Annotated in this window: 11 protein-coding genes; 4 read left to right on the top strand and 7 right to left on the bottom strand. The window is 68.4% G+C overall.

Annotation, left to right across the window (positions count from 1 at the left end; genetic code table 11):
* Positions 1-13 precede the first annotated feature (13 nt).
* Positions 14-313, bottom strand: coding sequence for a hypothetical protein (locus ABFX36_RS00285; RefSeq protein ID WP_006894767.1), 300 nt, complete (start codon positions 311-313; stop codon positions 14-16).
* Positions 314-489: 176 nt separating this feature from the next.
* Here ABFX36_RS00285 and ABFX36_RS00280 point away from each other — a divergent pair, with 176 nt between their 5' ends.
* Positions 490-1,356: a universal stress protein gene (locus ABFX36_RS00280; RefSeq protein WP_346074663.1), complete on the top strand. Its 867-nt coding sequence runs from the start codon at positions 490-492 to the stop codon at positions 1,354-1,356.
* 140 nt (positions 1,357-1,496) lie between these two features.
* Entirely contained in the window at positions 1,497-2,711 is a 1,215-nt protein-coding gene (locus ABFX36_RS00275; RefSeq protein ID WP_006894770.1) for an MFS transporter, read from the top strand.
* On the opposite strand, the gene ABFX36_RS00270 is transcribed toward ABFX36_RS00275, so the two are convergent.
* A complete protein-coding gene (locus tag ABFX36_RS00270) occupies positions 2,665-4,239 on the bottom strand; it encodes a dolichyl-phosphate-mannose--protein mannosyltransferase (protein ID WP_082083917.1) in 1,575 nt (524 codons plus the stop codon). The genes ABFX36_RS00275 and ABFX36_RS00270 overlap by 47 nt on opposite strands.
* Positions 4,240-4,274: 35 nt before the next feature.
* Here ABFX36_RS00270 and rsmI point away from each other — a divergent pair, with 35 nt between their 5' ends.
* Both rsmI and ABFX36_RS00260 read left to right on the top strand, forming a co-directional pair.
* Positions 4,275-5,147, top strand: a complete 873-nt coding sequence (rsmI, locus tag ABFX36_RS00265) for a 16S rRNA (cytidine(1402)-2'-O)-methyltransferase (RefSeq protein ID WP_346074662.1) — start codon at positions 4,275-4,277, stop codon at positions 5,145-5,147.
* Positions 5,148-5,149: 2 nt separating this feature from the next.
* Positions 5,150-6,226 carry a tellurite resistance/C4-dicarboxylate transporter family protein gene (locus ABFX36_RS00260; RefSeq protein ID WP_045537759.1) on the top strand — a complete coding sequence of 359 codons (1,077 nt, stop codon included), beginning with the start codon at positions 5,150-5,152 and terminating at the stop codon, positions 6,224-6,226.
* Here ABFX36_RS00260 and ABFX36_RS00255 read toward each other — a convergent pair.
* From ABFX36_RS00255 to ABFX36_RS00235, 5 genes are all read right to left on the bottom strand, one after another.
* On the bottom strand, positions 6,195-7,400 hold the full coding sequence (locus ABFX36_RS00255) for an aminodeoxychorismate synthase component I (RefSeq protein ID WP_346074661.1): 1,206 nt from the start codon (positions 7,398-7,400) through the stop codon (positions 6,195-6,197). The two genes, ABFX36_RS00260 and ABFX36_RS00255, sit on opposite strands and share 32 nt — an antisense overlap.
* The gene (gene metG / locus ABFX36_RS00250; RefSeq protein WP_045537763.1) at positions 7,397-8,968 is read right to left on the bottom strand and encodes a methionine--tRNA ligase; all 1,572 of its coding nucleotides are present in this window, start codon (positions 8,966-8,968) and stop codon (positions 7,397-7,399) included. The genes ABFX36_RS00255 and metG overlap by 4 nt, the downstream gene beginning before the upstream one ends.
* A 31-nt stretch (positions 8,969-8,999) precedes the next feature.
* A complete protein-coding gene (locus ABFX36_RS00245) occupies positions 9,000-11,369 on the bottom strand; it encodes a glycoside hydrolase family 65 protein (protein WP_045537778.1) in 2,370 nt (789 codons plus the stop codon).
* A gap of 127 nt (positions 11,370-11,496) precedes the next feature.
* A complete protein-coding gene (locus tag ABFX36_RS00240; protein WP_045537780.1) occupies positions 11,497-12,228 on the bottom strand; it encodes an HAD family hydrolase in 732 nt (243 codons plus the stop codon).
* A 2-nt stretch (positions 12,229-12,230) separates the two neighbouring features.
* Entirely contained in the window at positions 12,231-13,763 is a 1,533-nt protein-coding gene (locus ABFX36_RS00235) for an HNH endonuclease signature motif containing protein (RefSeq protein WP_346074660.1), read from the bottom strand.
* Positions 13,764-13,989 lie beyond the last annotated feature (226 nt).

Genomic DNA, 13,989 nt, shown 5'->3' with positions numbered 1-13,989 from the left:
GGCTGCGGGCCGGTCAGTCCACGATGACGCTGGGCAGTGCGCCGGTGAACCAGAGAAGCGAGAGCGCCAGCAGGAACCACGTCGCACCCTGCCAGATCTGCCACCGGCCGCCCGATTTCCAGTTCAGGTAGGTCCGGACCATCGCCGCCAGGGTCCCGAGGATCACGACGCTCGGGGCGGCGAGGATGAAGAACTCGTTGAGTCCGCCGCTGGTCGACATCGCCGCGATCAGCACCACGACTCCGAGTGCGACGGTGACGCAGACATGCGTCGCCGCGTCGCGGATCTCGCGCGGGGCGGTGGTGGTCGACATCGTCAGGACACCTCGATTGCGTCGGGTTGGGGACGTTTGACCTCTATTGTACGGATCGACACACCCGGACCTAGTACCGATGCGGCGGCCGGGCTCTTGGTGAACAATGGGAGCCGAGGCTTAGTACGGAAGCCGACACAAGGGCTCCGGGCCGGTGTGAAGGAGAGCAGTCGCAAATGAGCTTGATTCTGGTCGGCGTAGACGGATCGCCCGAATCGACCAATGCGGTTCGGTGGGCAGCTGCCGCGGCTGCCCTCGAGGACCTCGATCTGAAGATCGTCGCCGCATACAGCTCCACCACCAGTGACTACGCCCCCGGCCTCGTGATCCCGCAGGACGTGATCGACGCGATCCGCAGCGAAGCAACCGGGTTCGTGCAGGAGGCCGCCGCCACCGCTCGCGAGGTGGCTCCGGACGTGAAGCTGAACGGCTCGATCGTCGAGGGAGACGCCGCTCGCGTGCTCCTCGAACTCGGCGGACAGGCGCAGATCACCGTGCTCGGCACGCGCGGTCTGAGCAGTGTGAAGGGTCTGTTCCTCGGTTCGGTGAGCACCAGCGTCGCCGCGCACTCGAAGGGCCGCGTCGTGATCGTGCCCGGCGGGGCCCTCGGCGGTGACGGACCGGTCGTGGTGGGCGTCGACGACTCCAAGATCAGCGACCCGGCGGTGGCCGAGGCGTACCGCCAGGCCGATCTGCGGAAGAAGAAGCTGGTCGCCGTGCACACCTGGACTCCGCTCGATGCCGACGCCCTGCACGGTTTCGGTCTCGACGAGCAGGAGATCGACGAGATGTCGCAGCAGGCGGTCGAGGCCGTCGCCGAGCGCATGGCCGGATACGGCCAGGACTACCCGGATGTGGAGGTGGAGCGCGTGGTGGTTCCGGAGGAGCCGGCGAAGGCGATCCTCGACGCCGCGGGCGACAAGGCTTCGCTGATCGTCATGGGCAGCCGTGGCCGCGGCGGCTTCACCGGACTGCTGCTGGGATCGCGCAGTCAGAAGGTGCTCCATCACGCGCAGGTGCCGGTGATGATCGTCCGCCGCTGACGGCAGCGTCGGTAGCGAGACAGGGTTTCGACAGGAGCCGGGCGCGGAAGCGCCCGGCTCCTGCACGTTCGCGGCGGCCGCCGACCGTCGCCGACCGGATGAGCGGGCCGGTCGCGCGCACCCGATAATCTGAGTCCACAATGAAGAACCTGCCTCGCGGACTGTGGATCCTGCTGATCGCGAACGCCGTGATCGCGCTCGGCTTCGGTCTCATAGCCCCGGCGCTGCCGATCTTCGCCAAGACCTTCGACGTGTCGTCGGCGGCGGCCGGGTTCGTGGTCTCGGCGTTCGCGCTGATGCGGCTGCTGTTCGCGCCCGCAGGCGGCCGTCTGGTGACGATCCTCGGGGAACGCAAGATCTACCTGACCGGATTGCTGATCGTCGCGCTGAGCACCGCGGCCTGCGCGTTCGCGCAGAGCTACTGGCAACTGCTGGTGTTCCGGGCGGCGGGCGGCATCGGTTCGACGATGTTCACCGTCTCGGCGATGGCATTGCTGATCCGGCTCTCGCCCCAGGAGGTTCGGGGACGGGCCTCCGGATACTTCTCGGCGGGCTTTCTCGTCGGCAACCTCACCGGACCGCTGATCGGTGCGGCGCTGGTGGACTTCGGTCTCCGTCTGCCGTTCGTGGTGTACGCGATCGCGTTGCTGGTCGCGACCGCTGTGGTGGCGACGTTCATGCCCCCTCCGCCCGAGCCGCAGCGCGCCGACGCGGCCGACGCGGTCCTGCCCGCTGCGCCGGCGTTCTTCGCGTCGCTGCGACAGCGCGAATACCGCGCGATCCTGACTTCGAACTTCGCGCAGGGCTGGGCGTCGATGGGGGTCCGCGTGGCACTGGTGCCGATCTTCGTCCAAGACGGGCTCGGTTACGGGACGGCCTGGGCGGGCATCATTCTGGCGTGCTACGCCGCGGGCAACATGATTGCGATCCTGCTGTCGGGCCGGTTGTCGGATCGATACGGGCGACGAGCGGTGATGATCCCCGGACTGATCGTGGCCGCTGCGGGGACGCTGCTGCTGGGCTATTCGCCCGACATCTGGATCGCGCTGGCTCTGACCGCCGTCGCCGGCGTCGGCTCGGGCCTGTTCGCACCCACGCACCAGGCCGCGCTCGGCGACATGCTGGCGGGCAAGCGGCGTGGCGGATCCGCGCTCGCGGCCTACGGCATGGCCTCCGACCTCGGCGCGGTGTCGGGCCCGATCCTCACCGGTCTCGTCGCCGACGTCTTCGGTTTCGGCCCGGCCTTCATCGTGACGGGCTGTGTGGTGCTGCTGGCCCTGGCGATGTGGCTGGTCACACCGCGTCAGCTCACGACCAGCTCGGCAACCAGATCTGCTGACCCCATTCGACGTTAGAGATCGGCGCGCCGGTCAGAACCGGCCAGAGCCACACGAAGTTCGCGACCACCAGCGCGATGTACAGCGAGACCACCAGGACGCTGATCAGCCGTCTCTCCGATGTGGCGCCGCGGGGTGCGGCGCGCAGGAGGTCGCCGCAGACCAGTGCCAACCCCATCACCAGGAACGGGGCCATCGCCGTGGCGTAGAAGAAGTACATCTGCCGGTCGATGTCGGCGAACCAGGGCAGGATGCCCGCGCCGTATGCGGCCAGGACCGCCGCGTAGCGCCAGTCGCGGCGGGACACGATGCGCCAGAGCGCCCACACGATCATCGGCAGCGACAGCCACCACATCGCCGGCGTACCGATCAGCATCTGCGCACGCACGCAGTCCGAACCACCGCATTGATCAGGCCCGTAGGAGATGGCGTAGAGCATCGGACGCAGACCCATGGGCCAGGTCCAGGGTTTCGACTCCCACGGATGGTGATTGCCCGCCGCGTTGGTCAGCCCGGCGTGGAACTCGAGGATGCCCGACTCGTAGTACCAGAACGACCGGACGGCCGCAGGCACCCACGAGAACGGGCCGCCGGCGCCGATCTTTTCTCCGACCACGTAACGGTAGACCGAGGTCTCGGACGAGAACCACGGTGCGAAACTCGCCACGTACATGAGGAAGGGGAGCACGCCCAGTGACGCCGCCGACGGGATCAGGTCGCGTCGCAGCACACCGACCCACGGACGCCGGACGCGGTAGGCGCGGCGTGCCGAGACGTCGAAGGCCAGTGAGAGCAGCGTGAACACGATGACGAAATAGGCGCCCGACCATTTGACGCCGCAGGCCAGCCCCAGCATCACCCCGGCGGTGAACCGGTACCAGCGGAAGCCGAAGCGCGGACCGAAGGGGGAGTCGTCCATCCGGCCCTGCAGCCACACCCGGTGCATGCGCTGGCGCATCTGATCGCGGTCGGCGATCAAGGCGGCGAAAGCGAGCACGATGAACAGGATCTGGAAGATGTCGAGCATCCCCATGCGGGACTGCACGAACAGCACGCCCTCGCAGATCGCGAAGACGCCGGCGATCGCACCGATCAGCGTCGACCGCGCCATCCGCCGGACCGTCAGATACACCGCGAGCACGATGATCACACCCGAGACCGCCGACATGAAACGCCAGCCCATCGGGTTGTAGCCGAACATCCATTCGCCGCCCGCGAGGATCCACTTGCCCACGGGCGGGTGGACCACCAGGCCGTACGCGGGATTGTCCTCGATGAAGTTGCCGCCGGTCAGGACCTGCCATCCCTGAGGGACGTAGTGCTTCTCGTCGAAGACCGGTGTGCCCTTGTCGGTCGGGTGCTGCAGATCCCAGAACCTGGTGGCCACCGCGATGAGGACCAGCATCGCGCCGACGACGGTGCCGCGGAGCCGGTCGGTGGGCCCGAACACCGGCTCCGGGACGCGCGGACCGGGTGCCGTGCCGAGGTCTTCGGTGAGCGCGCGGTCTTCCGCGGTCGCGCGGTCGAGGATGGCGGCGGGGGTCACCTGTGCGATGGTAGCCGGATCAGTAGTCTGAGTCGGTGACCAGTAGTGACGGACAGTCGAGCGCAGCGGGGGCCGGACGGCTGGTGCTGGCCGGGACTCCGATGGGACAGCCCGGCGACGCGTCGCCCCGGCTCCGCGAGGCGCTCGGTTCGGCCGACATCGTGGCCGCCGAGGACACTCGCCGGACGCGTGCGCTGGCGGCGGCGCTCGACGTCGAGATCAACGGCCGGGTGATCAGCTACTACGACCAGGTGGAAGCGTCCAGAGCGCCGGCTCTGGTCGAGGCGATCGCCGGCGGAGCGACTGTGCTGCTGGTGACCGATGCGGGGATGCCGTCGGTGAGCGATCCCGGCTACCGGCTCGTGGTCGCGTGTGCCGACGCGGGGCTGCCGATCACGTGTCTGCCGGGTCCGTCCGCGGTGACGACCGCGCTGGCGCTGTCGGCGATGCCGTCCGAACGGTTCTGCTTCGACGGCTTCGCTCCCCGTAAACAGGGCGCGCGCCGGGACTGGCTGGCCGAACTGCGCACGCAGCCGCGCACGGTCGTGTTCTTCGAATCTCCGCACCGGCTGGCGCAGACTCTCGCCGACGCCGCCGATGTGCTGGGTCCGGACCGCCGCGCCGCGGTCTGCCGGGAGCTCACCAAGACCTATGAGGAGGTGCGGCGGGGCCGGCTCGACGAGCTCGCCGAGTGGGCGGCCGATGGCGTCAAAGGCGAGATCACCGTCGTGATCGCCGGAGCGTCCGAGACGGACGAGACGGTGGGACTCGACGAGGTGGTGGAGCGGGCCCGCCGGCTCGCCGACTCGGGGCTGCGGCTGAAGGACGCGTCCGCCCGGGCCGCCGCCGGTACCGCCTACTCGCGGCGGGACGTGTACCAGGCCGTGCTGGAGAGCCGAGGGGAGTGAGAGTGGCACGGCTGCGCGGTCTCGACGACGTGGTTCGCGAGCTGAATCCCGCCTACTTCTCCCTGGTGATGGCTACCGGGATCGTATCGATCGCAACCGAGATCGAAGGCTGGCGGTTGCTGTCGGTGATCCTGATGTGGATCACCGGTCTCGCCTTCGGCGTGCTGCTGCTGCTCAATGCGGCCCGGCTCGCCCGGCATCGCGACGCGGTGGTCTTCGACCTCCGGGTGCCGAACCGCACTTTCGGCTTCTTCACCGTCGTCGCGGCGACGAGCGTGCTCGGGACCCGGCTGATGCTCGACGGTCATCTCGTCGCGGCCCTGGTGCTGCTGGGCTTCGCCGCCTCGATGTGGCTGGTCCTGGGTTATGCGCTGCCGCCGATGGCGTTCACCGCACGCATCGGCCAGTCGCAGCTCGAGCGCGCCGACGGCACCTGGTTCCTCTGGGTGGTGGCGACGCAGTCGGTGGCCGTTCTCGCCGCCGCCGTTCAGCCCCACGTCACCAGCGGTCGGGCCGAGCTCGCGCTGCTGGCCGCGTTGTGCTGGGCGGTCGGGGTGTTCCTCTACATGGCCGTGGCTCTGTTCGTGGCCGCGCGAATCTTCATGCACCATCCGAAACCGGACCAGTTGAGCGGCGCGTACTGGATCGCGATGGGGGCGACGGCGATCACCGTGGTCGCGGGCGCGAACATCGAGAGCATGGCGGACGTGCCGGTGCTGGACGTGATGCGCGGAACCGTCGAATCGGTGTCGGTCTTCTTCTGGGCGTTCGGTACCTGGCTGGTACCGCCGTTGCTGTTCGCCGGGTACTGGCGGCATATCCGCCACCGGATACCACTCCGCTACGACGCCTCGTTCTGGGCCATCGTGTTCCCGCTCGGCATGTACGGAGTCGGCAGTCACCAGATCGGCTCGGTGAACGGTATCCCGCTGATCGATCACATCGGGCACGTCGAGATCTGGATCGCCACGGCGGCCTGGTTCGTGACCTTCGTGGGGTTCGCGGCTTCGCTGGCCGGTCGGTCGCCCCGGCTGCTGCCGCTGCGGTCTATCGAGAACGCGGGCCCGGATGCGAGGTGAAGCCGACGATCGAGGCCGCCTTGTCGAGGCATTCCTGCCACTCCGCGGCCGGTGACGAGTCGATGGTGATCCCGCCGCCGACGCCGAGCGTGAGGCCGCCGTCGGGGCCGACGGCCACCGTGCGGATCGCCACGTTGAGGTCGAGCAGGCCGCCCGGGCCCGCGACGCCCACCGCGCCGCAGTAGATCCCGCGCGCGTGATCCTCCCAGTCCGCGAGCAACTCGGCCGCGCGGATCTTCGGGGTTCCGGTGACCGATGCGGGTGGGAAGGCGGCATCGAGCAGGGAGCGGTTGCCGACCTCCGCACGCAGGGTCGCGGCCACCGTCGACACCAGATGCCACACGCCCGGGGCGCCGACCACCGTCAGCAGATCGGGCACGGTCACCGATCCGGTGCGCGCGACGCGCCCGAGATCGTTGCGGACGAGGTCGACGATCATCACGTTCTCGGCCACGTCCTTGGTGGACGCGGCGAGTACCGCTGGGTCGGCGGCGGCCGGAGCCGTGCCTTTGATGGGCGACGACGTCACTCGGTCGCCACGCCGGTCCAGGAACGACTCGGGGCTGAAGCTCGCGACGGATCCCCAACCCCCGGACAACCAGGCCGCCTTCGCCGGCGCCGTGGCGGCGGCGATGTCGGCGAAGAAATCGATGGGCCGGCCGTCGAGCTGCCCGTGGAACTGCGTGCAGACGCATGCCTGGTAGACCTCGCCGTCGGCGATGGCGTTGAGGCACTTCTGGACGGCGAACAGATGTCGGTCCCGGTCGGGGGAGACCCATTCGGCCGACCACCGCCTCGACTCGGGTGGAGCCGCCGCCTCCAGCGCCGCCCGGGCCCAGTCCGGCAGCGGGGCACCGGTGGCGGTGTTCCACGACCATTCGCCGTGCGACAACGTCAGCACTCCGTCGGTGACGCCCCCGACCACCGAGGGCAGCGGGGAGTCCTCAGCCCGGACGGGGAATCCGAGTGCGCCGAACCAGTACCCGTCGGGCCGGTCGGGTGGCGCGAGCCCGGGGACCAGTTCGATCGACGGTGCGATCACCGCGTCGGCATCGGCCCAGTCACCGATCAGCCCGGCCGGGCCGGGCAGTCCGCGATCGGCGGCGGCCGCGTCGAATGAGCGGAGGACGTCGAGCGCGGAGGGTCCCCGCGCCGGCACCGGATCACGAGTCATGCGTCCGCGGCGGGACTTTCCTGGCGCGGAAACACCGGGGCGGGCTTCGGCAGGGCGGTACCCGGCGTCAGCCGGTCGGTGACGGCGGTGAACCGGCGATCGGCGTCATCTGAGCCGACGGCGAGCAGATCGAGCAGGGTGGAGGCCGACTGCGGCATCACCGGCTGCACCAGCAGTGTCACGATGCGCACCACTTCGGCGCATACGTAGAGCACGGTGGCGGTGCGGTCGAGGTCGGTCTTGGCGAGCTTCCACGGCTCCTGCGCGGAGACGTACCGGTTGGCGTCGGCCAGCACCGACCACAGTGCTTCGAGCCCGAGGTGAATGGCCTGCTTGTCGAACTGTTCACGGACGCGCGGCAGCAGAGCGTCGGCGGCGTCGAGCAGGGCGCGGTCCTCGGCCGTGAACTGACCCGGCTCGGGCACCTGCGACCCGAAGTACTTGCCGATCATGCTGAGGGTGCGCTGGGCGAGGTTGCCGTACTCGTTGGCGAGATCGGAGTTGTTGCGCGAGACGATCGCCTCCGCCGAGTAGGAGCCGTCCTGCCCGTACGACACTTCGCGGAGGAAGAAGTAGCGCACCGTGTCGAGCCCGAACTTCTCGACCAGTTCGTGCGGGTCGACGACGTTGCCCACCGACTTGCTCATCTTCTGGCCGCGGTTGAACAGGAAGCCGTGCGCGAAGACCCGTTTCGGGACGTCGATGCCGGCGCTCATCAAGAAGGCCGGCCAGTAGACGCAGTGGAATCGGATGATGTCCTTGCCGATGATGTGCAGGTCGGCGGGCCAGTAACGTTCCAGCGTCTGCTGGTCGTCCGGGAAACCGACTCCGGTGAGGTAGTTGGTGAGGGCGTCCACCCACACGTACATCACGTGCTCGGGCGCGCCCGGGACCTTCACGCCCCAGTCGAAGGTGGTGCGCGAGATGGAGAGGTCGTTGAGGCCGCCCGCGACGAAGCTGCGGACCTCGTTGCGCCGCACGTCCGGTCCGATGAACTCGGGATGCTCGTCGTACAACGCGAGGAGACGGTCCTGATAGTTGGAGAGGCGGAAGAAGTAGGTCTGCTCCTCGGTCCAGGTGAGGACGTGACCGTTCTCGGTCGCAACGCGGTTGCCGTCCTCGTCGACGGTCGTCTCGTCCTCGGTGAAGAAGGCCTCGTCGCGGACGTCGTACCAGCCGGCGTAGGAGTCGAGGTAGATGTCGCCCGCCGCCTCCATCCGCTTCCAGATCTCCTCCGACGCCCGGTGGTGGTCGGAGTCGGTGGTGCGGATGAACCGGCTCAGATCGGTGCCGAGCGCGGCGTGCAGCGCCTCGAAGCGATCGGAGTTGGTCTTCGCCAGTTCCGCGGTGGAGACGCCCTCCTTCTCCGCGGTCTGCTGCATCTTCTGACCGTGCTCGTCGGTGCCGGACTGGAACCGGACGTCGAAGCCGTCCAGCGCCTTGAATCGCGCGAGGACGTCCGCGGAGATGAACTCATAGGCGTGCCCGATATGCGGGGCGCCGTTCGGGTACGCGATGGCGGTGGTGATGTAGAAGGGCGACGACGCGCCAAAGGACTCGCTCGGCATAGTAGCCCGATTGTACGTGCTCGCGATTCGTCTACCGCGCTGAGCGCTGGTACGGCTCGCATCCGGGCGGGGCCTCGGGTGCGGTGCGCGGCCCGAGCCGTGGAATGCCGAGGGTGACCGGATCGTCGCCGAGGACGAATCGCTCACCGTGATGGGCGAGTTCGACCGTCGGACCCGACAGCAGTCGGTAGGTCGCGGTGTCGGAGTCGACGGCGACGACGATGCGCGATTCGCGGATCATCATGCGGAACGACATGTAGCTGAGCTTCGAGGGAAGGCGCGGGGCGAAGGTGACCTGACCGTCGAAGTCGCGCATCCCGCCGAATCCGGCGACGCAGTCGGTCCAGGCGCCGGCCAGGGCCGCGATGTGCAGTCCCGACGAGACGTTGTTGTGCAGGTCGTGCAGATCGGTGAATACCGATTCGCTCATCAGGTCGTAGGCGAGGTCGAGGTATCCGACCTCGGCCGCGGTGACCGCCTCGCAGCAGGCCGAGAGCGACGAGTCGCGCACGGTGATCGGGTAGTAGTAGTCGAAGTTCGCCAGTTTCTGCTCAGGGGTGAAGCGGTCGCCGAACAGGTACATGGCGAAGACGAGGTCGGCCTGCTTCACCACCTGCTTGCGGTACAGGTCGAAGTACGGGTAGTTGAGCAGCAGCGGGTACCTGCCCTTCGAGCGCTCGAAGTCCCACCGGTCGAGTTTGGTGAACGACTCGCACTGCTGGTGGACGCCGAGTGCGTCGTCGTAGGGCACGGTCATATCGTCGGCGCACTGCGTCCAGAAGGCGGTCTCGTCGTGCGTCACGCCGAGCTGTCGTGCCACGACGGGCTGGCGCGAGCACGCGGCGACCGCGTCGCGCAGTGCCTGCTGGGCGGCGAGATTGGTGAAGACGTTGTTGTTGACGATCGCCGTGTACTCGTCGGGGCCGGTGATTCCGTCGATGCGGAACTTGCCCGCCGAATCGTGGTGGCCGAATCCGGCGAAGAACCTGGCGATCTCCACCAGCAGCTCGACGCCGCACTCGACCTCGAACGCCTCGTCGCCGGTGGCGCGGATGTAGCGGGCGGTGGCGTTCGCGATGTCGGCGGACACGTGGACTCCCGCGGTGCCGGCCGGCCAGTAGCCGGAGCACTCGTCACCGTTGATCGACCGCCACGGGAACATGGCGCCGTGCTGTGCGAGTTCGGCGGCCCGCGACCGGGCCTTGTCCATCGTGGCGTGCCGCCAGCGGAGTTCCTCGCCCGCGGCGGCGGGAACCGTGTACGTCAGCATCGGCAGCACGAAGCTCTCGGTGTCCCAGAACGTGTGGCCGTCGTAGCCGGGGCCGGTGAGCCCCTTGGCCGGGATGGCGCGCGATTGCCCGCGCGCACCGGCCTGCAGCACATGGAACAGGGAGAAGCGCACGGCCTGCTGGAGTTCGGGATCGCCGTCGAGTTCGATGTCGGCGTCGAGCCAGAACTCGTCGAGGTAGTCGGACTGCTCCTGTTTGAGGGCCTCCCAACCGGTCTCCTTGGCCATTGCCAGCGCGGCGTCCACCTGGGCGCGCAGCGCGGGCACCGACCGTCGGGCCGACCAGCCGTAGCCCATGTACTTGGTGAGCACCAGCTTGGTGCCCTGGGGCACGGCGGCCGCGACGGTGAGGCGTGCGAGGTCGCCGTCTGCGCGGATCGAGGTGTCCGCGGATGCGGGCAGTTCCAGTTCGTGGTCCATGCCCGCCGCCACGGCGAGTCCCGAGCGTGCGGTGTGGTGGACGAGAACCGCGGAGAAGTCTTCGCAGTCCGCGAGATCGGCGACCAGTGGGCGCTCCAGCGCCGCCGCCAACCGCGGATCCTCCTTGGCGGAGGCCGCCCCGCCCATCGGCTCGTTGGCGAGCAGATCGGACTGGAGGACCAGTTTCATGTCTTCACCGATCGGCTCCACCTCGTAGCGGATCGCGGCGATGGTGCGCTTGGTGAACGAGACCAGTCTTTCGGATCGGATGCGGACGGTGCGCCCGGTCGGCGAGGTCCACAGGGTGCTGCGCCGCAGGGTGCCGGTGCGGAAATCGAGTACACGTTCGTGCTCGACGGTGCGCCCGTACCTCAGGTCCATCGGCTCGTCCTCGACGAGCAGGCGGATGATCTTGGCGTCCGTCACATTGACGACGGTCTGTCCGGACTCGGGGTAGCCGTAGCCGCTCTCGGCGTAGGGCAGGTCGCGCAACTCGTAGAACCCGCTCAAGTAGGTGCCCGGCTTGTCGACGGGTTCGCCTTCCTCGAAGCTGCCGCGCAGTCCGATGTGACCGTTCGACAGCGCGAACAGGGTCTCGGTGCGGCCGATCATGTCGATGTCCAGTCCCCGCCAGCGCAACTGCCACGGGCTGACGTCGAATCCCTCCACCGGGTGCACGCCGTGCTGCGGGATGTTGACCGGGTCCGTGTGGCTCGACGTGTCGCCGTGCGTGGTGTGGGCCAGCTCGCTGGTGGTCGGTTCGATCACGGACGGTCCTTCTCGGGCTCGTAGCTGCTCGGTTCGGCGGCGCGGTGGGCGGTCAGTTCTCGGCGAGAAGATCGTCGAGGTCGGTGACGACGATAGAGGCACCGGCGGCTTTCATCGCATCCGACTGGCCGCTGCCCACGCGATCGATGCCCACGACGTAGCCGAAGTCACCGGCAGCGCCCGCGGCGACCCCGGACACCGCGTCCTCGAAGACCGCCGCGGCGGAGGGAGCGACACCCATCAGTTCCGCACCCCGCAGGTACGAGTCGGGCGCGGGCTTGCCCGCGAGTCGCTCGGCGACGATGGTGTTGCCGTCGACGCGCTGTTCCACGAACTGCGTCAGTCCCGCGGCTTCGAGGACCTGCTCGCCGTTGCGGGAACTGGTCACCACCGCGATGTGAAGCCCTGCCTCGCGGGCGGCGTGCAGGTAGCGGACGGAACCGGGGTAGGCGGTGACGCCGTCGCGGGCGAGCGCGGCGAGAAAGGCGTCGTTCTTTCCGTCCGCGATCGATGCGGCGGTGTCGTCGTCGACGGTGATGCTCCGCGACGCGAGGAAGGTGCGCACGCCGTCCATTCGGGGCCTCCCGTCGACGTAGTCGAAGTAGTCCTGGTCGGTGAACGGGCGGAGGCTGTCGGTCCGGCCTCCGATGTCGCCGCCGGCTCGTCGGGTGAGGAAGGTGTTGAACGCGTCCGTCCACGCGACGCGGTGCACCGATGCGGTGTCGGTGAGCACTCCGTCGAGGTCGAAGAGCGCAACCGTGATGTCATCAGGGAGTCCCAGCACGGTCACGACGCTACCCGCCGATCGGGGTCTCTACCCGTCAGACGTGTCGTGTCCCCGGCGGCTGCATCCGCACGGGCCGGCGGGTGCGGATTCGGCGGATGCAGATTCTTCGCTTGTCCGGCGTGGTGGATGGGGTTGAGTCGCCAGGGGTGATTGGTGGTGGCTGGTCGCCAGGCTATGCGTCCGGTGTGGGGTCCGTCGGGGAGGATGGTGGTTTCCCATTGTCCGCGTTTGGTGCCGACGGCGCGGTTGTGGCGTCCGCAGGCGGCGCCGAGGGCGTCGATGTCGGTGCGTCCGGCGGGGGTGATCCAGTCCGGTGCGTGATGGGCTTGGGTTTGTGCGAAGGGTCGGTCGCAGCCGGGGGCGGTGCAGCCGCGGTCGCGGGCGAACAACGCCAACCGCTGCGCTTTACTCGCGAACCGTGCCGCGCGGCCTTGGTAGAGGATCTCGCTGGTGTGATTGCGGAAGACGGCCAGGTGCGGCACGGCGTCGGCGGCGAGCCGCACGAGTTCGCCGATCGGGATGCGGGTGCCGGTGGCGGTCAGGGCGATTCCGGCGTGGCCGGCGAGTTCTTGATCGGTGACGGTGATGACGAGTTCGGCTGGTATCCGGTTCGGTGCTCCGAGTCCACCGTGGGCGAGAACGTAGTCGCACAGGGCCAGCAGTGCGTCGTGTGTGCGTTGGGCGGCGCTGCGTAGATCCCGACCCCGCGCCGCCGCGAGAGCCTCGGCGTCGATGCCGTCGGCGTCGATGGTTCCGGTGGGTGAGTCGGGGTCGGTGGGGTTGTTCATGCCGGGTGCGGCCCACGCGGTGAGGATGACTTCGAACTTCGCCCGCAACTCCGGAGTCATCGCGCCGCGCACTTTGCTCATGAGTTGTCGGTCTTGCGGGAGGATGGTGATTCCGCGTTGGCGTTGCCGGTCGACGTGATCGCTTTCCTGACCGTCGGGGTCCAGGTGAGCGAGCAGGCGGTCACCGACCTTGCCCAGATCATCCGGATTCAACCCGGCCGCAGCCTGAGCGAGTTCGGCCTCCGCACGGGCCTTGACTTCCGGCGAGATGCAGCCGGGCACTTTCGCCAAAACGGCCGAGATCACCAACGCGTGTTCGGCGCCGACAGTCCCGGCCGCGACCGCGGCGGCGGTGGCGGGCTTCCGGGGAGGCAGCGTCTGCCCTTGGAAGTTGGAGAACTCGCCGATGGTCTCGGTCATCCGGAGCCGTCGACCCGCCTCACGGGTCCCCAGCCGCAAACCCTGCGACAGGTACTGATGCGGATTCAGATAGCCCGCGGTGCGGTGAGCATTGCGGTCGGAGACCTCCACCAACAATCTGGACGAAACGCCGTCCCAGCGTCGCCGGATGCGTTCGGCGGTCTGTGTGTGGGCCAGCAGTTCCGGTTCGGTCTCCGGTGACAGGGAGGTCTCGGCGAGCTTCACCGCCGCGGCATCGATCAACGCCAACAACTCCGCGGGCTGGTCCGGCAGTGCACCGGTGGCAACGACAGTCGCGATCGAATCGGTGATCGGATCGGTCATCGCTGCCACCTCCCCCGAGTGTTTCAGCTGGTCACACCATGTTTTCTTGGATATCTGAACACTACCAATCGGGTATGACACAACTGATTTCATAGACAGACGCACGTGCGCCGGCTCAACTCTGTTACGCCGTGGGGCATCGGTGACAGGCTCGATGGTTTCGGTGGGAACCCTCGAACGGCGGCCTGGGCAGAGCGTCGACTGCGAAGTGCCCCAGTTTCCAGGC

The sequence above is a fragment of the Gordonia cholesterolivorans genome (genome assembly GCF_039531975.1).
Classification (GTDB): domain Bacteria; phylum Actinomycetota; class Actinomycetes; order Mycobacteriales; family Mycobacteriaceae; genus Gordonia; species Gordonia sihwensis.
Note: the sequence above shows the minus strand (reverse complement) of the source record. Positions and strands in the feature narration are given on the sequence as shown.

What these genes read in the sequence shown, in the direction of transcription:
- ABFX36_RS00285 (WP_006894767.1), bottom strand. Translation starts at nt 313, where the DNA reads ATGTCGACCACCACCGCCCCGCGCGAGATCCGCGACGCGGCGACGCAT.
- ABFX36_RS00280 (WP_346074663.1), top strand. Translation starts at nt 490, where the DNA reads ATGAGCTTGATTCTGGTCGGCGTAGACGGATCGCCCGAATCGACCAAT.
- ABFX36_RS00275 (WP_006894770.1), top strand. Translation starts at nt 1,497, where the DNA reads ATGAAGAACCTGCCTCGCGGACTGTGGATCCTGCTGATCGCGAACGCC.
- ABFX36_RS00255 (WP_346074661.1), bottom strand. Translation starts at nt 7,400, where the DNA reads ATGACTCGTGATCCGGTGCCGGCGCGGGGACCCTCCGCGCTCGACGTC.
- metG (WP_045537763.1), bottom strand. Translation starts at nt 8,968, where the DNA reads ATGCCGAGCGAGTCCTTTGGCGCGTCGTCGCCCTTCTACATCACCACC.
- ABFX36_RS00235 (WP_346074660.1), bottom strand. Translation starts at nt 13,763, where the DNA reads ATGACCGATCCGATCACCGATTCGATCGCGACTGTCGTTGCCACCGGT.